This window comes from Bacteroides sp. PHL 2737 (genome assembly GCF_004115325.2).
Lineage (GTDB): Bacteria > Bacteroidota > Bacteroidia > Bacteroidales > Bacteroidaceae > Bacteroides > Bacteroides hominis.
The window spans coordinates 4526905-4548787 of the sequence record NZ_CP040630.1 but is presented as its reverse complement, the minus strand read 5'-3'; the positions used below and the strand labels follow the sequence as shown (position 1 = coordinate 4548787).

19 protein-coding genes and 1 pseudogene are annotated in these 21883 nt (G+C 39.5%); 12 read left to right on the top strand and 8 right to left on the bottom strand.

Annotated elements, in window-relative coordinates; all coding sequences use genetic code 11:
• Positions 1–95 precede the first annotated feature (95 nt).
• Complete coding sequence (locus DBK98_RS18890) at positions 96–632, bottom strand: hypothetical protein (protein WP_005780318.1); 537 nt, start codon at positions 630–632, stop codon at positions 96–98.
• 69 nt (positions 633–701) lie between these two features.
• Positions 702–2627, bottom strand: coding sequence for an NAD(+) synthase (locus DBK98_RS18885; RefSeq protein WP_005780316.1), 1926 nt, complete (start codon positions 2625–2627; stop codon positions 702–704).
• 110 nt (positions 2628–2737) lie between these two features.
• Between DBK98_RS18885 and DBK98_RS18880 the strand changes: the two genes are divergently transcribed.
• The 5 genes and pseudogenes from DBK98_RS18880 (at position 2738) to DBK98_RS18860 (ending at position 7317) form a co-directional block, all read left to right on the top strand.
• Positions 2738–4849, top strand: a complete 2112-nt coding sequence (locus tag DBK98_RS18880) for a M3 family metallopeptidase (RefSeq protein ID WP_032535758.1) — start codon at positions 2738–2740, stop codon at positions 4847–4849.
• Between the two features lie 183 nt (positions 4850–5032).
• Positions 5033–5380, top strand: coding sequence for a DUF805 domain-containing protein (locus DBK98_RS18875; protein ID WP_005780313.1), 348 nt, complete (start codon positions 5033–5035; stop codon positions 5378–5380).
• Between the two features lie 169 nt (positions 5381–5549).
• Positions 5550–5969, top strand: a complete 420-nt coding sequence (locus DBK98_RS18870) for a Fur family transcriptional regulator (protein WP_005807446.1) — start codon at positions 5550–5552, stop codon at positions 5967–5969.
• Positions 5970–5990: 21 nt separating this feature from the next.
• On the top strand, positions 5991–6548 hold the full coding sequence (locus DBK98_RS18865) for an NADH peroxidase (protein WP_005780311.1): 558 nt from the start codon (positions 5991–5993) through the stop codon (positions 6546–6548).
• Between the two features lie 133 nt (positions 6549–6681).
• Positions 6682–7317, top strand: a pseudogene (locus DBK98_RS18860) (SagB/ThcOx family dehydrogenase).
• 66 nt (positions 7318–7383) lie between these two features.
• Here DBK98_RS18860 and DBK98_RS18855 read toward each other — a convergent pair.
• Together DBK98_RS18855 and trxA are read right to left on the bottom strand one after the other, a co-directional pair.
• The gene (locus tag DBK98_RS18855) at positions 7384–7851 is read right to left on the bottom strand and encodes a co-chaperone YbbN (protein WP_005780298.1); all 468 of its coding nucleotides are present in this window, start codon (positions 7849–7851) and stop codon (positions 7384–7386) included.
• A complete protein-coding gene (gene trxA / locus DBK98_RS18850; protein ID WP_005807441.1) occupies positions 7848–8159 on the bottom strand; it encodes a thioredoxin in 312 nt (103 codons plus the stop codon). Before trxA ends, DBK98_RS18855 begins: the two co-directional genes overlap by 4 nt.
• A 174-nt stretch (positions 8160–8333) precedes the next feature.
• Here trxA and DBK98_RS18845 point away from each other — a divergent pair, with 174 nt between their 5' ends.
• The 3 genes from DBK98_RS18845 to DBK98_RS18835 are packed head-to-tail and all read left to right on the top strand — an operon-like array spanning position 8334 to position 10440.
• On the top strand, positions 8334–9140 hold the full coding sequence (locus DBK98_RS18845) for a UDP-2,3-diacylglucosamine diphosphatase (RefSeq protein WP_005780295.1): 807 nt from the start codon (positions 8334–8336) through the stop codon (positions 9138–9140).
• Complete coding sequence (locus DBK98_RS18840; RefSeq protein ID WP_005780293.1) at positions 9137–10261, top strand: glycosyltransferase family protein; 1125 nt, start codon at positions 9137–9139, stop codon at positions 10259–10261. Before DBK98_RS18845 ends, DBK98_RS18840 begins: the two co-directional genes overlap by 4 nt.
• A complete protein-coding gene (locus DBK98_RS18835; protein ID WP_005780291.1) occupies positions 10258–10440 on the top strand; it encodes a type II toxin-antitoxin system HicB family antitoxin in 183 nt (60 codons plus the stop codon). Before DBK98_RS18840 ends, DBK98_RS18835 begins: the two co-directional genes overlap by 4 nt.
• A 106-nt stretch (positions 10441–10546) precedes the next feature.
• Here the strand turns inward: DBK98_RS18835 and DBK98_RS18830 are convergent, their stop codons facing one another.
• The 3 genes from DBK98_RS18830 to DBK98_RS18820 are packed head-to-tail and all read right to left on the bottom strand — an operon-like array spanning position 10547 to position 16157.
• Positions 10547–12709: a S46 family peptidase gene (locus tag DBK98_RS18830; protein WP_032535759.1), complete on the bottom strand. Its 2163-nt coding sequence runs from the start codon at positions 12707–12709 to the stop codon at positions 10547–10549.
• A 2-nt stretch (positions 12710–12711) separates the two neighbouring features.
• Entirely contained in the window at positions 12712–14877 is a 2166-nt protein-coding gene (locus DBK98_RS18825) for a S46 family peptidase (protein WP_022012469.1), read from the bottom strand.
• Between the two features lie 41 nt (positions 14878–14918).
• A complete protein-coding gene (locus tag DBK98_RS18820; RefSeq protein WP_032530728.1) occupies positions 14919–16157 on the bottom strand; it encodes an anaerobic sulfatase-maturation protein in 1239 nt (412 codons plus the stop codon).
• 239 nt (positions 16158–16396) lie between these two features.
• Here DBK98_RS18820 and DBK98_RS18815 point away from each other — a divergent pair, with 239 nt between their 5' ends.
• From DBK98_RS18815 to DBK98_RS18800, 4 genes are all read left to right on the top strand, one after another.
• Positions 16397–17125, top strand: coding sequence for a DUF4369 domain-containing protein (locus tag DBK98_RS18815; RefSeq protein WP_005807430.1), 729 nt, complete (start codon positions 16397–16399; stop codon positions 17123–17125).
• 42 nt (positions 17126–17167) lie between these two features.
• On the top strand, positions 17168–18931 hold the full coding sequence (locus DBK98_RS18810; RefSeq protein ID WP_022012467.1) for a tPR-repeat-containing protein: 1764 nt from the start codon (positions 17168–17170) through the stop codon (positions 18929–18931).
• Positions 18932–19096: 165 nt separating this feature from the next.
• Complete coding sequence (locus DBK98_RS18805; protein WP_032535761.1) at positions 19097–19489, top strand: DUF3244 domain-containing protein; 393 nt, start codon at positions 19097–19099, stop codon at positions 19487–19489.
• An 8-nt stretch (positions 19490–19497) separates the two neighbouring features.
• Positions 19498–20292: a hypothetical protein gene (locus DBK98_RS18800; RefSeq protein ID WP_032535762.1), complete on the top strand. Its 795-nt coding sequence runs from the start codon at positions 19498–19500 to the stop codon at positions 20290–20292.
• Positions 20293–20559: 267 nt separating this feature from the next.
• On the opposite strand, the gene DBK98_RS18795 is transcribed toward DBK98_RS18800, so the two are convergent.
• On the bottom strand, positions 20560–21657 hold the full coding sequence (locus tag DBK98_RS18795; protein ID WP_033572594.1) for a helix-turn-helix domain-containing protein: 1098 nt from the start codon (positions 21655–21657) through the stop codon (positions 20560–20562).
• Between the last annotated feature and the right edge of the window lie 226 nt (positions 21658–21883).

Sequence of the window (21883 nt, the reverse complement as noted above, 5' to 3'; positions counted from 1 at the left end):
TACTAATTTAGTGTTTGGGCATAGCAGATGCCGGGACAAGAGATTTACCATTGTCCGAGGCTTGCTACAAGTATAAGTTTACCTATTGAAAAAGTTTAAATATCGGTTAGTTTTACGTTTTGGAAAACGGAAAGAAGGGCGGCTGCATTTTTGCGATTTTGTTGTAAAGCGTCTTCGAATGATTCGGTTTCAGAGTCGAAAGCAGAGATGGCTATTTTGAGTACATTTGTAAATTCGGCAGTTACTTGTTCCTGCCCCATTTTGTTACTTTTGAGTTCTCTGTTCAGTTGTTTTTCGATAGAACGTACGGCATTGTAGATAGTAGGTTTCCGAATGACGGTACGACGGGTAGGATCACCCGGAACTACTTCTTCCCTTACCACATAGATATTCATGAACTGGTTATAGAGATAACCGGCTTCTTGTCCGAATTTGTAATTAGTTACATTGGCCAGTGCTTCTGCCGATGGCTGTTTAATGGCAGAATAGAACTCCCATGTTGTTTTTACGACTGAGCTTACTTCCGCTTTATTCTTGTTGTCGGATTTGTCATCATCCGGCACTGAATTTGCAGCGTTCAGGGCAATACTGGATACAAATAGTACAAATGCTAAAATAAATTGTCTTTTCATAACTTTACCTCTTTTTAATATGACGTTGCAAAGGTCGCGACATCATATTAAAAAGAGGTATCGTCATTGTTACAATTCGGATACTTCTTTCAACCATGCAGCCGAACTGGCATCGCTTGGCATACGCCAGTCACCTCTCGGACTGATGGAGACACTTCCTACCTTTGGACCATCGGGCAGACACGAACGTTTGAATTGTTGATTGAAGAACCGGCGGAAAAAGGTTTGCAGCCATTTTTTTATGGTTTCAGCATCGTATATTCCGTTGAATACGGTTTGTGCCAGAAAGTATATTTTCGACGGGCGGAAGCCGAATCGCAGGAAATAGTACAGGAAAAAGTCGTGGAGTTCATAAGGACCTACCAGATCTTCCGTTTTTTGTTTGATTTCTCCATTCTCATCTGCCGGTATCAGTTCAGGACTGATAGGAGTGTCTACAATGTCCAGCAGGGTTATTTTAGATTCCCCGTCGACTTCATTTTCAGCTACCCATTGTACAAGATGTTGTACCAGTGTCTTGGGTATGCTTGCATTGACGCCATACATCGACATGTGGTCACCGTTGTATGTGGCCCATCCCAATGCAAGTTCAGAGAGATCACCCGTCCCGATTACTAATCCACAGATTTGGTTGGCTACATCCATCAGGATTTGCGTGCGTTCGCGCGCTTGTGAGTTTTCGTATGTTACATCATGTACGTTGAGGTCATGTCCGATGTCTTTGAAGTGCTGGATACATGCTTCCCTAATACTGATTTCGCGAATCGAAATCCCTAACGAGTTCATCAAAGCGATGGCGTTATGATAAGTGCGGTCGGTCGTTCCGAACCCCGGCATGGTTATACCTAAAATGTCTTTACGGGATAATCCCAGCTTGTCGAATGTTTTGACGCATACTAATAATGCCAGTGTAGAGTCGAGCCCTCCGGAAATTCCCACTACAGCTGTTTTGGCTCCTGTGTGTACTAAGCGTTGTGCCAGTCCGGCGACCTGTATGGAGAAGATTTCTTCGCAACGGTTGTTGAGTTCAGCTCCTTGTGGAACAAAAGGGTGTGGGTTGAATGTACGGGTAAGATTCAGATCTTTACTGTTGGTATATTCCGTAGAGACTCTGATTGCTTCTTTACCCGGGCAATTGGCTTTGTTGGCAGCAAAAGTTGTATTAATACGGCGTTCGGCACGGATACATTCTACATCTATTTCGCTGATAACTAATTGCTCTTCCAGGCAGAACCGTTCACTTCGTGCAAGCAGGCCACCGTTTTCGTATATGAGTCCGTTTCCTGCAAAAACCACATCCGTCGTTGATTCGCCGAAACCACTGGATGAAAAAACATAACCGGAGAGGCACCGTGCGGATTGCTGGCTGATCAGAGAACAAAGATAGCTATGCTTGCCGATCCCTTCATCGTCGGCAGAAAGATTAAAAATGATTTCAGCCCCTTGCAGCGCCAGTGAAGAACTTGGAGGAACCGTAGACCAAAGGTCTTCGCATATTTCTATTCCAAAAGTTGTTTCTGCTGTTTCAAACAACAGGTTGTTGCCCATCGGAACAATTTGTCCACACAAACGTACACTGGTTTCCGAGACCTGCAAAGCAGATGTAAACCAACGCTGTTCATAAAACTCTTTATAATTAGGTAGATAGGTTTTAGGTACTACTCCCAGTATTTTGCCTTTCTGGATAGCGACTGCGGCATTGATAATCGTGGAATTGACTACTACCGGCATACCCAATATAGAAATGATGTCCAACTGGCGGGTATTGTTCAGAATCTGCATTAACGCCATTTCTGCTTGTTCAAGCAGAAGTTGCTGGGCGAACAAATCTCCGCAGGTATATCCGGTAATACACATTTCGGGAAAAGTAAGGATCTGCACCCCTTTGCCTTCGGCAATGGCAATAAGACCCTCCAGTCTTTCTGAATTAAATTTGCAATCTGCAACCTTTACGCGGGGAACAGCCGCCGCAACTTTTACGAATCCGTAGTTCATTTTCTATCAGGGTTTATCATTTCTACCGGCAAAAGTAGGCATTTTAATCGAATCTTTGTATTTTTGTCAAATTTGAATTGATACATTATAATATTAAATCGCACAAAAACATGAAGAAGATGCTTATGGCTGCCGGAATGGCTGCCGTGATGACTGCTTGCGGCACAAGTGCACAGAAAGCAGCCACCGATGCCGGAAACCCTTTTCTGGCTGAGTATTCAACTCCTTTTAATGTTCCACCGTTCGACCGGATCAAAGTAGAGCATTACAAAGAGGCTTTCCTGAAAGGGATGGAAGAGCAGAAAAAAGAAATCGATGCTATTGTAAATCAACGTTCGGTTCCGGATTTTGATAATACTATTGCTGCATTCGATCAGAGTGGAGAGTTATTAAATAAGGTGAATACAGTATTTTATGGGTTGAACAGTTGCAATACGAACGATGAAATGCAGACCCTAAACAAAGAGCTTACCCCATTGCTTTCGGCACACCGTGATGATATTAGTCTGAACCCTGCTCTGTTTGCTCGTGTGAAAGAGGTTTATGAACGACGCGAGCAATTGGGTTTAGATAAAGAACAGAATAAATTACTGGAAGAGACTTACAAGAAATTTGTTCGTGGAGGTGCTAATCTCGATTCTGTTGACCAGGCAAAGTTGCGCCAGTTGAATAGCGAGATTTCAATGTTGCAGTTGACTTTTGGGCAGAATCTGCTGAAAGAAACCAATGCTTTCCGGTTGGTTATAGATAAGGAAGAGGACCTTGCCGGATTGCCGGAAAGTCTCGTGGCATCTGCAGCCGAAGCAGCTAAGTCAGAGGGGCTGGAAGGAGAGTGGCTTTTTACTTTACACAATCCGAGTGTGATGCCTTTTTTGCAATATGCAGATAATCGTGAGTTGCGTGAAAAGATATTTAAGGGATACATCAATCGTGGCAATAATGGTAACGAGACAGACAATAATGAAATTGTGAAGAAATTGGTTACTTTACGTCTGGAGAAAGCTAAACTGATGGGATATGCCGATTATGCTTCTTATGTTTTGGAAGACCGTATGGCGAAGAACGAGGAGAATGTGTATCGTTTACTGAATCAGATCTGGACTCCTGCAGTTGCGAAAGCTAAGGAAGAGTTAGTTGACATTCAGGCTGAAATTAAAAAAGAAGGAGCTAACTTCACCCCTGAAGGATGGGACTGGCGCTACTATTTTGAGAAAGCAAAGAAAGCAAAGTTCAGTCTGGACGAAAATGAAATACGTCCCTATCTTGAATTGAATAATGTTCGTGACGGCGCCTTCTATGTGGCTAATAAACTTTATGGTATCACTTTTTCCGAAATAAATGACATACCAAAACCGCATGAAGAAGCACAGGCTTTCGAGTGCAAAGATAAGGACGGTAGTCATCTGGGGGTGCTTTATATGGATTTCTTTCCCCGTTCAAGCAAGCGAGCAGGTGCATGGTGCGGGACTTACCGCTCTCAAACCTATCGTGACGGCAAACGTTTGGCACCGGTAGTAACAATTGTGTGCAACTTCACCAAACCCTCTTCGGGTCAGCCTGCTTTGCTCAGTGCAGATGAAGCCAGCACTTTATTCCACGAGTTTGGGCATGCATTGCACAATTTGTTTAAAGATGTACGTTTTTATGGAGTATCTGGAGTGCCGCGCGATTTTGTAGAGCTACCGTCCCAAGTTATGGAACATTGGGTATTTGAGCCGGAAGTACTGAAGGTATATGCAAAACATTATCAGACCGGTGAGGTGATTCCTTCTGCTTTGATTGAAAAACTTGATAAGAGTGACAAGTATGGACAAGGATTTGCTACGACCGAATATCTTGCTGCTTCTTTGCTTGATATGGATTATCATGTGCTCAAAGAAATTCCCGGAGATATGGATATCGTTAAATTTGAAACAACTGTACTTAAAGAACGAGGGTTGCCGAATCAGATACCTCCCCGTTATCGTACTACTTATTTTAACCATATTATGAATAGTGGATATACGGCTGGTTATTATAGCTATATTTGGGCTGAAGTGCTTGATAGTGATGCTTTTGAAGCCTATAGGGAGACTGGAGATCTTTTTAATCAGGAAGTAGCATCCAGATTCCGTCGCTATATTCTCACTCCGGGAGGAATTGACGATGCTATGAATATGTATAAGAACTTTCGCGGAAAGGAACCGGGTATAGAACCTTTGTTACGGAACAGAGGATTGTAGATTGGCTTATACAGGGCTTTTACATTGTACTATAGGGGAAGAAACAATCTTCCCCTTTTATTTTTTGCTAAAAATAAACGCAGAAAATATAAAAAATACAAATAATAGTTATTATATTTGCAGCGGTTTATTGAAATAAACACAAAATACCAACAATTATTAACTATTAAAAGAATTAGAAAAATGAAAGAGTACATTGATGTTTTGAAGAAGTGGAAAGACTTTGACGGAAGAGCCAGAAGACGTGAATACTGGATGTTTGTCTTGTTTATGGCTATTTTCGCTATTGTTGCAGGTATTATTGATGGCATTTTAGGTACAGTTTGTGTATTTGTAGGGCTTTATTATCTGGCTATGCTCCTGCCTATGATTGCTGTTAGCGTGCGTCGTATGCACGATATCGGTAAAAGTGGATGGTGGTTGTTTATCACTTTTGTGCCGGTAATCGGTAGCCTTTGGTATCTCTTCCTGACTATCCAGGATGGACAGCCGGGCAGCAACCAATATGGTGAAAATCCCAAAGGAGTTTAATACGTACATATTATTGTCATAAGAAACGGCATGCAAAAGTCATTTTGTATGCCGTTTTTCTATTTTATCAAAAAAATATCCGTATTTTGTTTGCGAAAATAAAAGAACTCTTTATCTTTGCATCAGATTTAAAATTGTAATGAATACAATTTTGTAAAAGAGGAAGAAGATGGAATCATACAACCGATTATTAGAGCATAACATCAAACCGTCCATGCAGCGTATTGCTATCATGAACTATTTGATGGAACATAGGACACATCCGTCGGCTGATGAAATATACACTGCATTATCTCCCTCTATGCCAACACTTTCGAAGACAACGGTTTATAATACTCTTAGACTGTTTTCGGAACAGGGAGCGGCACAAATGCTTACTATCGACGAACGGAATACCAATTTTGACGGAGATACTTCACAACACGCTCATTTTTTGTGTAAACGTTGTGGACGTATTTATGATTTGAAGTGCCAGGTTGAAATGAAACAAATAGAAGGACTTCAAATGAATGGACATGAAGTAAGTGAAATGCATTACTATTATAAAGGTATTTGTAAGAATTGTTTAAATGATATACGTATTGACTAATTAATTTAAAATTAAGACGAAATGAAAAAGTTTAGATGTACTGTCTGCGGTTATGTTTATGAAGGTGACGCAGCTCCTGAGAAATGTCCTTTGTGTAAAGCTCCTGCAAGCAAATTCGTAGAAGTTGTTGAAGAAGAAGGTGGTGCACTCACTTTTGTTGACGAGCACGTAATCGGTGTGGCTAAGGGTTGTGACGAAGAAATGATCAAAGACTTGAACAATCACTTCATGGGCGAATGTACTGAAGTTGGTATGTATCTGGCTATGAGCCGTCAGGCTGACCGTGAAGGCTATCCTGAAGTAGCTGAGGCTTTCAAACGTTACGCTTGGGAAGAAGCTGAGCATGCTTCTAAGTTTGCCGAACTGCTGGGAGATTGCGTATGGGATACTAAGACAAACCTTGAAAAGAGAATGAATGCTGAAGCCGGTGCTTGCGAAGATAAAAAGCGCATTGCTACACGTGCTAAAGCTTTGAATTTGGATGCTATCCATGATACAGTGCACGAAATGTGTAAAGACGAAGCTCGTCATGGTAAAGGTTTTGAAGGACTTTATAACCGTTATTTCGGTAAGAAATAAATCATATAGATGATTATAGAAAAAGGCTTGTATCTATACGGATACAGGCCTTTTTTGTTAAACTTTCTTTTGAAATGGGGCCGTTAACTGATGATTTTTTTATATTTGTATTTCACTTAAAAGAAAAAGGATTATGAAAAAACTACAGTCTTTAGTGTGTTTTCTTCTTTTGTCAATGACAATTTATGCTGCCGATCAGGTGATTCAGCTGCCCAAGCCCAACATAAATCGTAGCGGACAGTTAATGAAAGCGTTATCCGAACGCCATTCTGTCCGTGAATATGCTTCCCAAGCTCTGAGCAACACCGATTTATCCGACCTGTTGTGGGCCGCCAATGGAATTAGTCGTCCGGCAGAGGGTAAGCGCACTGCTCCGTCGGCCATGAATCGTCAAGATGTCGATATCTACGTAGTCCTTCCGCAAGGTACTTATTTGTATGATGCTAAAGGACATAAGCTTAACTTGATTTCTGAGGGCGATTATCGTTCGGCAGTTGCAGGGGGACAGGCTTTTGTCAATAGTGCTCCGCTATCATTGGTACTGGTCAGTGATTTATCAAAATTGGGAGATGTGAAAAATAATCGCACTCAAATGACAGGAGCTATGGATGTAGGGATTGTTTCTTAGAATATTTCATTATTTTGTTCCGCAGCGCGACTGGCTACGGTTCCACGCGCAACAATGGATACAACCCGGCTCAGAAGTGCCTTGAAATTGAAAGATGGTCAGATTCCGATGATGAATCATCCGGTTGGATACTTTAAGTAATTGATAAAAGGGTATGGTTTGCCAAAGACGGCACCATACCCTTTTATCATGTTTTTTATTAAAACTTTATTTCTGTTTCAGCAAAAATTCGTCTATTGCTTTTTTATAAGTGGCTTTATCTGCTGCTCCACGGAACAATTGAGGTTCGCCTTCCATGGGAATAAATACAAAAAGAGGAATGCTTGTTGCATTGAACAGGGCAGCCAATTCTTTTTCTTTATCTACATTCACTTTATATATCACGATCTTCCCGTCATACTCTTTAGCAAGCGATTTCATGATAGGGGCTGTCATGCGGCAAGGACCACACCAATCGGCATATAAGTCGATGATAGCAGGTTTATCACCTTTGTATTTCCACTCTTTTGAGTTTTGGTAATCAAACACATCGTTGATAAACATCTCTTTATTCATCACAATGACTTCACCGCTTTTTGCTTCCTTTTTGTTTTGATTTGTCTTGGCTCCATCGTTTACAGCAAACATAATGGTGCTGATCATGGCCAAAGCTACTAATGATAATACTTTCTTCATTCTTTGTCTTTTATTGTGTATTGTTCAATAACTCCTTTCAGTTCGCTACCTTGGATCATACCGGAATGTCTCCAGACTGCTTCTCCCGTTTTGAAAAGGATGAAAGTAGGCACTGCCTGGATTCTGTATTTTACCGCCAAGTCCTCATGGGTATCCACATCTATTTTTACAATGCGGGCTTTTTCTCCTATCTGTTGTTTCAAATCTTCAAGAATCGGTTTCATTGCTTTGCAAGGTCCACACCATTCTGCAAAAAAATCTACTAAAACGGGACTTTGTGACTGTATCAAATCTTCGAATTTTTCCATAATTTTTTCCTTTCTTTTGATAAATATAAGCCCTCGTTTAGACAGGGCAAATATAGCTATTTGTTTTATTATAATAACAGAGAAACCCCGATTTTGTTCATCATATAGTAACCTTGCATTCATCCTCCTGTAATCTGAAAACAGGATCTTTGCGTAACGAAAAAACAAAAAGTTATGCATTTACGCACGTATTATCCCACAGTAGTTCTTTCGGATATTCATCTGGGAACACAGCATTCCAAAACAGAAGAGGTTACTCACTTTTTGAAATCGATTAATTGTGACCGCCTGATCCTGAATGGTGATATCATCGATGGATGGCATTTACAGAAAAGCGGTTTGGGAAAATGGAAAGCTAAACATACGGACTTCTTTAAAGTGATTATGAAAATGATGGAGAATTTCGGAACACAGGTGATTTATGTTCGTGGCAATCATGATGACTTTCTGGATAATCTGGCACCTTTGAACTTTTATAATGTCCAAATTGTGAAAGACTGCATCTATGAGAGTCATGGCAAACGTTATTATGTGACCCATGGAGATATTTTCGATACAGTGACCACCCAAATGAAGTGGTTGGCGAAACTGGGAGACACTGGATATACTTTTCTGTTGTGGTTGAATAAAGTTTATAACGCCCGCAGAATGAAGCAGGGTAAGCCTTATTATTCTCTTTCTCAATCTATCAAGAATAAAGTGAAGACCGCTGTTTCTTATATTTCTGATTTTGAAAAAGAGCTTGTAGGACTGGCAAAAGTTAAAAGGTGTGATGGGGTGATATGCGGGCATATTCATCACCCTGCCAATACTTATTGTGATGGTATTCATTATCTTAATTCGGGTGACTGGGTAGAAACACTTTCGGCTTTGACAGAAGATGAAGAAGGAAACTGGACTATCCGTTATTTTGATAGTGAACTATTGAAAGAAAATAATAACAAAGAGAAAAAAACTACACCAATAACTAAAGCATCATGAAATTTTTGTTTATCGTTCAAGGAGAGGGGAGGGGACATTTTACCCAAGCCATTACTCTGGAAGATATGTTGTTGCGTAATGGACACGAAGTAGTGGAAGTACTTGTCGGGAAAAGTTCATCACGTACTTTGCCCGGTTTCTTTAACCGGAGTATTCAGGCACCCGTAAAGCGCTTCACCAGTCCGAATTTTTTGCCTACCACTGAAAATAAGCGGGCTAATCTGAAAAAGAGTTTTGTTTATAACCTGATACGTACACCGGAATACTTTCGCAGCATGTGTTATATCGATCAGCGTATTAAGGAAACAGGGGCGGAAGTCGTGATCAACTTCTACGAACTTCTGACTGGACTTACCTACGCACTCTTCCGTCCCTCTGTTCCTTATGTCTGCGTTGGGCATCAATATCTGTTCTTGCATAAAAACTTTGAGTTTCCACGGAAATCTATGATCCAACTTTCCATACTTCGCTTTTTTACACGTTTGACGAGTCTGCGTGCCAATAGGCGGTTAGCGCTTTCTTTCCATAAGATGAATCCGGACCGGGCAGAAGGTATAACCGTCGTTCCTCCTCTGCTTCGTAGGGAAGTGACTGCCATCCAACCGGAACAAGGCAATTATATTCACGGATATATGGTTAATTCCGGTTTTGCAGATAGTGTAGAAGCCTTTCATGTCTTACATCCTGAAGTACCTATGCATTTTTTCTGGGATAAACAGGATGTTGACGAGGTAATCAAGGTAGATGCTACCCTAAGTTTCCATCAGATTGATGATGTGAAATTCCTCAACCGAATGGCCGGTTGCAGAGCATATGCCAGTACGGCCGGTTTTGAATCTATTTGTGAGGCAATGTATTTGGGAAAACCTGTACTGATGGTACCTGCCCATATCGAACAGGATTGCAATGCCTATGATGCTTACCGGTCCGGTGCCGGAATTATTGGCGAATCTTTTGATTTGGAGTCGTTGCTACGTTTTGCCGGGACGTATGTTCCCAACAAAGAGTTTATTCGTTGGGCCCGTAGTAGTGAGCGGCAGATTATAGGAGAACTCGAACGACTTATCGACCAGCAGTCGGTCATTACTGTACCTACATTAACTAATTATTTTCCGATATGAAATTGAATAAAACTGATTATGTGCTTGAACGTACATCCGATGGAGGTTATTATGCCTGGCTTACTGTAAGTATGCAGTGTAATGCGTATGGTGATTCACCTGAAGAAGCGGTAATAAATCTGGAACAAACCATGGAAGATATGGTTGAAGAGATGTATTTGGTAGAAGATTTTGTCTGAAGCTATCAGGTAATCAGTGGGAGTGAAGAATTTTATTGAGAAATACTTCCATTGATATTTTAAAGAAAGAGAGTACACTTTAAGTGAAGTGCACTCTCTTTTTATATTATTCCACAATATCGAGTTCTTTGATGATATGTGAAGCGCCTGCATATTTATCAATAATAAATAGAGTATAGCGGATGTCAACCACTGCTGCACGTTGTGAAGAAGGACGGAAAGCAATATCTCCTGTCAAACCTTCATAATTACGGTCGAATCCGGTACCAATCAGTTGACCTTTTCCATTGAATACCGGACTTCCGGAGTTTCCTCCTGTGTTGTCTGTATTGACAATGAAACATACTGGCATTTCTCCGTTTTTCATAGCGTAGCGTCCGAAGTCTTTCGCCTGATATAGTTGTTTCAGTTTGGTGGGTACTACAAACTCCCAATTGCCAGGATCTTCTTTCTGCATCACACCTTTCAGAGTCGTATAGTAGTTGTATACTGTTCCGTCAGCAGGTTCGTACGGCAATATCTGACCATAAGTCAATCTGAGAGTCGAGTTTGCATCCGGATAGATAGGTGTGCCGGCGGCCTGGCGCATGTCCATCATGCCTTTCACCCATACTTTGTGGGCGGCATCATAGTTTTTATTGGCATCTTTCATTGCGAGAGCTGTTTGCAGCAATCCGTCTGTGATGGAGTATTTGAAGAGAACCATCCAGTCCTTATCGAGCTTGTTCAGGGTAGGACGAGCGATAAACTTGTCGAAGTTTTCTTTCGACCCGAAGATTGAATACTTGAAGCAAGCATCGATAAAGGCATTCTTATCTCCTTTGAAACGGCTGTTTATTACTTTGAAAATACCGATCTGTTGATCTTCCGGAATATATCCGGCATAGGTTTCGAGCATTTTTTTGCCTACGATTTGTTCTACTTCCGGGAAAGGGACAGATGCAAAATATTTATCTGCTGCAATTTTCAGTTTATCGGTTTCTTCTTTAATTTTTGAAGCATTTTTACTTTCAAGCGCTTTTTTCAATCCGTCGGTTGAAGGGATTTTCATAAAATCAAGTGCAGTTACCAATGCTTCGTTAATAGCCTGTTGATGATACATCGCATCATGGCGGTGAGCTACAATCGAACGTATTTCGTCGAAGGCCTTCTGGTAAGAATCATCTTTCTTCTCACGTCCCATTGCCAATAACTGTTCTTGTTGCTTTTCTTTGGTATCCAACACTTTCAGGCGAACAAGCCCTTCGTTCATGCCAATGGCATTTTTCCAGTAATTAGCTGAAGAGGCATATTTGCTTGCGTAATGTATGCGCACCGCAGGATCTTTCAGCATTTGTTCCATCAGTACAGCTTGTCTTGCTTCGCGTACATGATGGCGCATGAAGTTAGTGGTTTGCATCCGTTCTTTTACTTCGTCGGCAATCATGTAGCGCCAGTTACGTCCGGGAAATCCCATAACGAAGGTGAAGTCACCCTCTTTTACTCCTGCCAAACTAATTGTCAGGTGTTTTTTTACTTGTAGGGGCACGTTGTCTTTAGAATATTCTGCCGGCTGGCCACTTGGGTCTGCGTAAATGCGGAATAAAGAGAAGTCTCCTGTGTGACGCGGCCACATCCAGTTATCTGTGTCAGCTCCGAATTTGCCAATAGAGGAGGGAGGAGCACCTACCATGCGGATGTCACTGTAGACGGTCTTTACAAACAGATAGTACTTGTTACCGCCATAAAACGGTTTCAGTTCCAGGCGTGTTGCCGGTGTGATTTGGATTTTTTCCGCCTTTGCGAAACGGTCGGCAACCGTTGCCAGATATTTGGGAGACAAATAATTGACTCCGTTAGGATCATCATCTTTTTTGAGCTGTTCATTTACATAGTCCGTTACGTCGAGAATACGGTCGATAAAGGTTACTGTCAGTCCTTTGCATGGTAACTCTTCGTTTCGGCTCATTGCCCAGAATCCGTCTGTCAGATAGTCATGATCTACACTGCTGTGTTGCTGGATCGCCCCATATCCGCAATGGTGGTTGGTCAGTACCAATCCTTCCGCTGAGATAATTTCACCGGTACATCCGCCTCCAAAATGCACAACAGCATCTTTTAAAGCTATTCCGTCCGGATTGTAAACCTCTTCAATGGGGATTTGTAATCCAAGGTCCATCATGGCAGCTTCATTCTGCGCTTTCAGGTCAGTAAGCATCCACATTCCTTCGTCGGCACTGATGGTCAGTGCCATCAGTGCGAACGTAGTAGATAATAATTGCTTTTTCATCATTATTCAACAATCGTCATTTCGTTAATCAAATGTCCGCATCCTCCCAGTTTTTCAAGGATAAATAGTACATAGCGAATATCCAGATTGATACAGCGTTGCAGGTTGTTATCGAAATTGATGTCGCCACTCAGTGACTCCCAGTTACCATCAAACGCACAGCCAATCAGTTCTCCATTTTCATTCAATACCGGACTTCCGGAGTTACCACCGGTAATATCGTTAGTAGACAGGAAGCAAACAGGCATTTCACCATTCGGTAATGCGTAGCGTCCGAAGTCCTTTTTCTCAATCAGCTCTTTCAGTTTGGCCGGGACCACGAACTCACGGTCTTCCGGGTTCTCTTTTTCAAGGATTCCATCGGTTGTTGTGTAATATTTATAATATACACCATCTTTGGGGCTATATGGCTTCACATTTCCGTAAGTCAGTCGGATTGTGAAATTTGCATCGGGATAAGATGGTGTAGGCAATTTCATTTCACCCAATCCACGGATATATGTTTTATGTAATAAAGCCAGTTCTTCCGGCAGTTTGCCCATCTGTGCAGCCAGGTCGGTATATTTATCAAATTTAGCACGTGAGTATTGTGTGGCTATATCTTTTTCGATTGCCTTTACAGTTGGCTTTTTGATAAACTTATCAAAATTAGACTGATTTGCTAAAATTGAAGTATCATACATTGCATCCACGTATGCATTGTAGTCTCCTTTATATTCTTTTTCAATCACCTCGTAGATAGCCGGACGCTGTCCGGCAGGAACCATCTCTGCATAAAGTGGTAGCAAAGCTTTGGCTACTTTACGATCTACTTCGTGGTCGTAATCTTTATTATGGATGTTGTCAAACACCTCTTTTAATACCTTGATGTTAGCCTGAATATTAGAGTCGTTTTTCTGCTCTAACGCTTCTTTCAGTTTATCCATCACCAGATAAGGACTGCCAAATTCAATACCGCCGAAGAATGTTTCGGTCAGGCAGGTCTGCTGATATTTGATCGGAGAGGTTTTTGATACGGCTTCATTGATCTTAGATACAACCTGCATATAGTCAGTGTTATTTTTTTCTTTGGCGAATTGTGCAAATTTTGCTTCCTGGTCTGCTTTCGTGCCTAAAACATTATTATCGATAATGGCTTTGTTCATACCGATAGAATTTTTCCAATAATTGCTGGAACCTGCATATTTGTTGGCATATTGAATACGTACTTTGTCGCTGGCATTCATGGCTTCTTTCAGTACGTCCTGGCGGGTGCCGCGGATGCGGATACGGGGAGCATTGCTTGCTTCCATACGCTCTTTTACTTCCGATACAGTGAGGTAACGGCTGGTACTTCCCGGGAATCCCATAATCATTGCATAATCTCCCTCTTTCAGCCCTTTGATAGAAATGTTCAGGTGCTTTTTAGTTTTCAAGGGTACATTGGAAGCATTGTATTCTGTCGGTTCTCCGTTGGCATCGGCGTAGATTCTGAACATTGAGAAGTCACCGGTATGGCGTGGCCACATCCAGTTGTCGGTTTCTCCGCCGAACTTGCCGATTGATGAAGGCGGGGCGGCAACCATGCGTACATCCGGATATACTTTCTTATAAAACATGTAGAATTTGTTTCCGGCATAGAAAGGCAATGCTTGCGGAACGATTCCTTTTTTTCCTTTCAGGTCACTCTTTTCGAACAATTCCTTGGCCAGTTTATTGAGAAAAGCACTGCTGAATGATTCTGTCTCGGTGATTTCTTTTGCAGCGATTTTGGCATTTACGATATTAGTGATGTCTTCTATACGTTCGATAAATGTAAACTTTAACCCCGGTGTAGGCAGCTCTTTGTCTCTTGAGGTTGCCCAAAAGCCATCTGTCAGATAATCGTGTTCAACAGAACTATGTTGTTGGATAGAAGCGTATCCGCAGTGATGGTTAGTTAATATCAATCCTTCCGGTGAAATGATTTCTCCGGTACATCCCCCACCGAAGATACCTACAGCATCTTTCAGTGAAACTCCGTTCGGATTATACAGGTCTTGGGCTTCAAGTTTCAGTCCCTGTTTTTTCATCATATCGATAGAGTGTTGTTCCTGCATCAGTTGCAGTAACCACATACCCTCGTCCGCCTTTGCGGAACAAACGACCAACGCAGTCAGCGCCAGTAAGTAAAGTTTGAGTCTGTTCATTAGTTTATTAAAAAATTAGTATGATTTGTTGCTTTTCTATTTTAATCTATGATCAATTTGTTTCCTTTGATAGCGTCCATCACATTAGCGGGCGGACGTTGGTTTATTAGTTCATTTTTCATAAAGTCCATGTAAGGAGCCACATGTTTGAAGAACTGATGATATCCTTTGCACAGGTAGTTGAGCCCCGGTTCGCCGTTTGCTGTGCGGCTGAAGCGATTCTTAGGGCATTCGCCATTGCAGGCAAACAGAAATTCGCATTCCTTGCATTGGGTGGGCAGTGAATTCTGTTTCATTTGTCCGAAAGACGTCTGGCGTTCGCTGTACATCATTTCTACCAGAGTCTGATTGTAAATGTTTCCCAATTTGAATTCCGGAAACACAAAATGGTCACATGAATATACATCGCCATTGAACTCCATTACACCGGCATGTCCGCAAGTTTTTGCCATAGAACAGACACCCGGTTGTTCTCCTACCCAGTTGGCAAGCGTTGAGTCGAAAAGTTGGATATAATAGTTACCTACATCTTCTTTCACCCACTCGTCGAAAAGTGTACAGAGAAAGTTTCCCCATTGTTCAGGAGTAACGGAGAATTCAGCTATTTTTCCATCTTCCCGTTGTGTCAGGGATGCCAGATGGCGTCCGTCTTTATGGGGAAAAATTCGTTCCACTATTGGGGCAAACTGAATATAATGGCAATCTAACTCCTTGAAAAAATGATAAAAGTCGAGCGGATAGTCTGCATTAAAATCGTTCACTACCGCCATGGCATTCCATTCTACTCCATGCTTTTTTAAAAGATTGATACCATTCATGACTTTCACAAACGATGGCTTTCCAAGTTTGTTCTTTCGGTATTCGTCGTGAAATTCCTGAGGCCCATCTATCGAAACTCCTACCAACCAATTGTTCTCACGAAAAAAATCGCACCACTCGTCGGTTAGCATAGTACCGTTGGTCTGTATACAGTTGTCTATGCTTCTTCCGCGAGCATATTTCTTTTGCAGTTCCATCGCTTTCTTATAGAAAGAGAGTGGACGCATCAATGTCTCTCCTCCGTGCCAGGTGAAGAGTACCTGCGGCATAGTTTGCGAATTGATGTATTGTTCGATGAACTTTTCGAGTAATTCATCACTCATCACATGTTTGGGATTTTCTTGATAAAGTCTGGACTTTTCCAGATAATAACAATAATCACATGCAAGGTTGCATACAGCCCCTACGGGCTTGAGCATTACGTATAGCGGCTTGGCAAAGGGTGCGTAGGTAGTAGACATTTTCTATATTATACGATTACAATTTTACGGGTTAACGGGCTGACTAATTCAATAACTCATTGACTATTTGTCAACTCCGAAAGTGCAAATTTAGATAAAGTAAATGAAAAATCCGTCCTTATATAGATGTTTATAAGGATTATTAAAGAAAAGAGTCTTACAAGTTTTAAATATTGATAAAATGTTTCATTTGCTTACGAATCCGTTGTACCTTTGTCACCGAAAAAGTTGTGTATCCTATGAATAAAGTATTGCCTTTTTTACTTTTGCTTTTTGTTTTCACTTCTTGTAGCCGTAAGTATAAGATTGAAGGCGCCTCTTCTGTAACCAGCCTGGATGGTAAGATGCTTTTTATTAAAGTGCTTCAGAACGGTGAGTGGCTTAATATTGATTCTGCAGAAGTGATACATGGATTGTTTTCGATGAAAGGCAAAGTGGATTCGGTAGTGATGGCTACACTTTATATTGGCGACGAGAGTATCATGCCTTTGGTAATTGAAAAAGGTAATATTCAAGTTTCAATTACAAATACTGAATTGGTTGCGAAAGGCACCTCCTTGAACAATGCACTTTATGCTTTTATTGATAAAAAGAACTCATTAGATATCCAGATAGAAGAGTTGCAACGTAAAGAGGCACGCATGGTGATGGATGGTGCTGACTTGGCAGATATTCATGAACAACTGACTCACGAAGGTGATTCGTTGATGCAGGATATGAATGGTTTTATCAAAAAATTTATTTCCGATAATTACGAAACGGTTTTAGGTCCAAGTGTATTTATGATGCTTTGCAGTACTTTGCCTTATCCGGTTATGACTCCTCAAATTGAGGACATCATGAAAGATGCTCCTTATTCTTTTAAAAATAATAAATTAGTAAAAGATTTTATTACAAAAGCGAAATCAAACATGGAGCTGATTGAAGAGCATCAGCGCATGGAACAAAATGCAACTTTAAATCGTTAAACTTTAAGTTTTTTCCGTATTTTTGCGAAAAACTTAATGAAAATGAACACGCACTTACGATTTGGTTATCTTTTTGTTGTTTTATTTGGTCTTTTGGTTGTATCATGTCATTCGACACCGGATACAGTTGTATTATCATTGTCTCAAGCTGAGAGAATAATGGAATCTGATCCGGATAGTGCTATGACTATTTTAAAGCACATCCCAACTCCTGAAAGCCTTCATGGCAAAGCTCAAGCAGATTATAGCCTGCTAATGACTCAGGCTATGGACAAGAATTACATGAAATTTACTTCGGATTCCCTCATTAAATTTGCGGTTGGTTATTATGGATCTTATACTGAAGATATTGTATCCAAAGGAAAAGCTTTCTATTATTATGGAAGAGTGATGGAAAGTCTTGATAAAGTGGAAGACGCTATGAAATTTTATTTAAAGGCGAAAGATGTACTTCAAAATACTAAGCAGTTTAAGTTGCTGGGACTTGTGACTGAAAAGATTGGAGACTTAAATCGTAGGCAAAAATTGCTTGATACAGCTCTAAATGATTATAAAGAGTCCTTTGATTATTATGCTTCGATACCAGATTCTTTATATATGATTTATGCTTATAGGAATTTGGGCAGGGGATTTTTATATAAAAATCAAATTGATAGTGCTTACCATTATTATGATAAAGCATTGTATATATCAAATCTTAAGAAATCTTCCGTTGTGGGATCAATACTTTTAGAATTAGGAGTAATTCATCGTTCTGCGAAGGATTATGCCGGTGCAGAACAATATTTCTTATCTTTTATAGAAAAAGAAAAAGATCAGGGAAAATTATATTCAGGATATTTGGCTTTGGGAAATCTGTATTTATATATGAATAGATTGAAAGATGCAGAGAAATATCTAGTATTGTGTCTTAGAAGTTCTAATCTTATTATAAAAAGAGATGCATGTGAATGTTTATATGATTTGGAAAAAGAATTGAATAATTTTAAAGGAGCCATTGGTTATAAAGATATAGCTGATTCATTACAATTACTAACTCAAGATATAGATACTCGGAACACTATGGCTGATTTGCAAAGTAAATATGATAGTGAAAAATGGCAGAAAGAAAGTTTACAAGCCAGTATTGAGAAAAAGAACATTCTCTTAATCGGTTCGTTTATAGGCTTTATTGCTATATTGGTTATTGTATATATTTATTATAAATATCGAACTAATCAGAAGTTAATCAGAGATATTAGCCAAAGGATTCGTCAGAATGCTACCGAGATAGAAATGTATCAAGAGCAAATACATAGTTATAGAAACTTACAAAAAGAAACATTACGAGATTATAGAAATCAGATAGGAGAATTACAAGGAAAAGTGTCTGTTCTTGAAGATCAGAATAGAACATTATCTGTTCATTTAGTTGAGAAGAAGGGGAATATACCAGATAGTGATGATGGTGATCTTTATGCTATCTACATGCAAGGACTTCGTATACTACTAATGTTGAGAGAGAAAGAGGACATGGAAAATGCCTCTGATAAAAAACAACTTTTGGATGGTGATTGGGATAAGTTATTTCATCTATCCAATGCTTTACACAATGATTTCATTATACGTATTAAAAAGGAATTTCCTAATTTGACTAAGCATGATATCGAAATTTGTTGCTTGTTGAAATTTGGCATTACACATGAAGTTTTGGGACTCGCTTTTCTAACGACTTCTGAGTCGGTGACAAAGGCTAAAGGACGTTTGAAAAAACGATTAAATTTATCAGTATCCGATGATTTGGATAATTTCTTGCAGAAATATTAGTTCAATTTTATGCTGGTTGTCCGGGTATATGCCTCTGCTTGTTTGTGTAAATTGCTTATATATAGTGATTTATGTGATATTAACCCTTGTTGTATTTGTCCGGGTGATTTGTTTTGCTATCTTAGCCAAATGCGCTATATTTGACGAAACCAAAACAAATAAAATATGAAATTGCGTGTTATTTTATCATTGATTGTGGCATTGTTCATTGGACAATCCATGTATGCTATGTCAAATGAAGTTCTTCGTAGACCTATTATCTTGGATGGAGAAATTATTGAGGAAGGAAATCGTTCTATCAATCCACTTATTCCTATTTCTGCGGATATCGATGGTTCTACCTTATTTATTAAGTTCTCAAAGGCTATAGGTAATGTAGATATTGCAGTGAAAGAAATTACTGATGCTAAAAAAGAAGTTTATTCGTCTTCTATGGATGTAACAGCTGCCGGTCAGGTTACTTCGTTCTCTATTGCTGATTTAACTCCGGGAACTTATGTGCTTGAATTTACCAATGCAGCTGGTGGGTATGTATATGGACAGTTTATTGTAGAATAGTTGTTATAATGAAGAGAATTTTATTATCAACATGCGACAGAACGTATACGCAATTAGGTAATCAGGAAGCCTTGGTTTCCTTATTGAAAGGTGCGGGGTATGACGTGAACTATACATCGGAAGTAAGTGAACAAGAGTGGGTAAATTATCCTTTGATTATCACTTTTAAAGATGAAGAGTATGTTCGTGTTAAAGAAATGAATTTGCAAAACAATTTGTTGTCAGTCAATGAATTAATGGGTGATACTTGTTTGTTGCCCTCTCGTGACAGATGGACGAATAATGTGAATGATAATGAAAAGAAATCTATTTTGATTTGGGTTAATGAGTTTCATTCTATATTGAGGGTCTTAGCTCTGCTGAAAGGATATTCCACGTGGAGTACTACGTCTGTAGTCGATTTGAAATTACGTGATTTCACTCGGGTTGTACAAACTTTCCAAGCGCAGCTATGCCAGACCTCCGAAGTGATGGAGCATGCTTCGAAGGCTGATTTAATCATAAGTGATGGACTTTTCGCTGCTCAAGCTGTTTTAAATCATAAGCCTGTGATTATTGTTGATTCTTATGGTTGGAATGGTTTAGTTACTGATGCTACGTTTATGAGTCAATATGTTGCCGGTTTTACTGCAAAACCTGTTCAGAGTGATAGAGGGTATTTTCCATTATATGATTTATCTATTGCGATAAATAAGGCATTTGAAATGGAGCAGTCTGAGTTGAAAAGTTGCTCTAATAAACTCCTACAGGAGAATGAGTATATGTGTGAGAAGATTCTAAGAGTAGTTTCATCTCGGTGTTAACATTGATGTAACACTGGATTGGGACTTGTTTTTTTATATAGTACTATCATATGTTTTTAGTTTAATTGTTTAATACTTAAATGGTTGCTGTGTGCGGGGTGCGTGATGTATCTCGCACATTTTTTATTCTGTGTGCTTTTAGGGTTCTTATGGAGAGGAAGAAATTAATAAGATAGTCTACAAGAAGTTAACATCGTAATTTTACGAAGTTAACTTCTTGCAATTACGATGTTAACTTCGTAAAGTTACAATGTTAACTTCCTGTTTTTATGTGGTTTTGTCATCTACCAATATATAACATTCTTCGTTTTTTTTGTCTGTTATGATCGTATATTTGCTGCCTATTTCTTCCAAAATTCTTTTTAATTTGTTGATGGCACTTGTCATATTATTGGTTGGATCAGCATTTTGGGGCCAGAATTCTTTCTTTAAATCACTTTTATTTATTCTGTAATTTGGACTGTTTAAGAAAAAAGTTAATATTTTTTGTTGCTGATTAGGCATTTTGATCGGATGGTTTTTGAATAAGACAAAATCTTTTTCAAAAACAAATTGATCCTTTAATGATAACTCTTCTTTTATGGTAGAATTAGTTTGCTTTTCTGTTTCTACACTACTGCCGACTGGTATGGTTTCGATGATATGAGGTGCAGGCGCTGCTGTATCGGCTGCTGGTACTGATGTATTTTTTCGATACTTCCTATGATATCGTATAAACAGAATGATGATGTAGATGAGAATCAGTTCCACTATTAAATTGATGTAGATATTGGTTTTAGGCATTCGCTTCCACAAAGTTGAGAAATTATAGTCGATATACATGATGTAATCTACATTGACAATTTCATTTTCTAAACGATAGATAATCATTTCTGCATTGTGGGGGATACTACTTGGGGGCTGACTCCATATTTCTCTCTGTAAATGTTTGGAAACAATAATACCGGCATTGATATATCCTTTTATCCCATTTTTGTCTAAATTTTCAACTATTAAGTTCTGTATGTCAGTACTCTGTAAACTGTCCATCATAAGTAAGCCTAATTGGCGTGCGAAGAATATTTCAGTATCCATGTCCTGTATTTTATGTTGATAGGTAAACAGGGTATCTTTTGAGCAGAAAGTACGAGTTTCGTACATGCCTATCTTGTTGGGTGAGTTATTAAAACCGTTTAAAGGTAAATATTTGCTCTTCTGAATTGTATTGTTAATAACTGCTTCTTTCAGAACATTTTCGACTTGTGGCCTGAAAGTTTCTTTTTCTTTCTGAATAAGAGAGTGGATGATTGTATAGGTTGAAACACCTATAGCAATCATAATAAAAAGTATGATGACCCCGATTACTAAAAATATTCTTTTATTCATATTGTCAGATCTTGTGTTGGTGCTGCAAAGTTACTTTAAAAGTTTTAATTTACCACCTTGTTTGTCGTATTAATGATAAAATCAATTGCTATTTTATTGGAACTTAATATATTGATATTTAGACGTCATTAAATAAAATGACGTTATCAATAAAAGTGTTGACGTAGAATATTTGTGCGCTTCTATTTGCTCGCTTATCTTTGCTGATATTTATTAAATTATTGGC

What these genes read in the sequence shown, in the direction of transcription:
- DBK98_RS18835 (WP_005780291.1), top strand. Translation starts at nt 10,258, where the DNA reads ATGAAATTGAATAAAACTGATTATGTGCTTGAACGTACATCCGATGGA.
- DBK98_RS18795 (WP_033572594.1), bottom strand. Translation starts at nt 21,657, where the DNA reads ATGAATAAAAGAATATTTTTAGTAATCGGGGTCATCATACTTTTTATT.
- trxA (WP_005807441.1), bottom strand. Translation starts at nt 8,159, where the DNA reads ATGGAAAAATTCGAAGATTTGATACAGTCACAAAGTCCCGTTTTAGTA.
- DBK98_RS18805 (WP_032535761.1), top strand. Translation starts at nt 19,097, where the DNA reads ATGAAATTGCGTGTTATTTTATCATTGATTGTGGCATTGTTCATTGGA.
- DBK98_RS18875 (WP_005780313.1), top strand. Translation starts at nt 5,033, where the DNA reads ATGAAAGAGTACATTGATGTTTTGAAGAAGTGGAAAGACTTTGACGGA.
- DBK98_RS18890 (WP_005780318.1), bottom strand. Translation starts at nt 632, where the DNA reads ATGAAAAGACAATTTATTTTAGCATTTGTACTATTTGTATCCAGTATT.
- DBK98_RS18885 (WP_005780316.1), bottom strand. Translation starts at nt 2,627, where the DNA reads ATGAACTACGGATTCGTAAAAGTTGCGGCGGCTGTTCCCCGCGTAAAG.
- DBK98_RS18855 (WP_005780298.1), bottom strand. Translation starts at nt 7,851, where the DNA reads ATGAAGAAAGTATTATCATTAGTAGCTTTGGCCATGATCAGCACCATT.
- DBK98_RS18815 (WP_005807430.1), top strand. Translation starts at nt 16,397, where the DNA reads ATGAATAAAGTATTGCCTTTTTTACTTTTGCTTTTTGTTTTCACTTCT.
- DBK98_RS18800 (WP_032535762.1), top strand. Translation starts at nt 19,498, where the DNA reads ATGAAGAGAATTTTATTATCAACATGCGACAGAACGTATACGCAATTA.
- DBK98_RS18880 (WP_032535758.1), top strand. Translation starts at nt 2,738, where the DNA reads ATGAAGAAGATGCTTATGGCTGCCGGAATGGCTGCCGTGATGACTGCT.
- DBK98_RS18810 (WP_022012467.1), top strand. Translation starts at nt 17,168, where the DNA reads ATGAACACGCACTTACGATTTGGTTATCTTTTTGTTGTTTTATTTGGT.
- DBK98_RS18820 (WP_032530728.1), bottom strand. Translation starts at nt 16,157, where the DNA reads ATGTCTACTACCTACGCACCCTTTGCCAAGCCGCTATACGTAATGCTC.
- DBK98_RS18870 (WP_005807446.1), top strand. Translation starts at nt 5,550, where the DNA reads ATGGAATCATACAACCGATTATTAGAGCATAACATCAAACCGTCCATG.
- DBK98_RS18865 (WP_005780311.1), top strand. Translation starts at nt 5,991, where the DNA reads ATGAAAAAGTTTAGATGTACTGTCTGCGGTTATGTTTATGAAGGTGAC.
- DBK98_RS18825 (WP_022012469.1), bottom strand. Translation starts at nt 14,877, where the DNA reads ATGAACAGACTCAAACTTTACTTACTGGCGCTGACTGCGTTGGTCGTT.
- DBK98_RS18845 (WP_005780295.1), top strand. Translation starts at nt 8,334, where the DNA reads ATGCATTTACGCACGTATTATCCCACAGTAGTTCTTTCGGATATTCAT.
- DBK98_RS18840 (WP_005780293.1), top strand. Translation starts at nt 9,137, where the DNA reads ATGAAATTTTTGTTTATCGTTCAAGGAGAGGGGAGGGGACATTTTACC.
- DBK98_RS18830 (WP_032535759.1), bottom strand. Translation starts at nt 12,709, where the DNA reads ATGAAAAAGCAATTATTATCTACTACGTTCGCACTGATGGCACTGACC.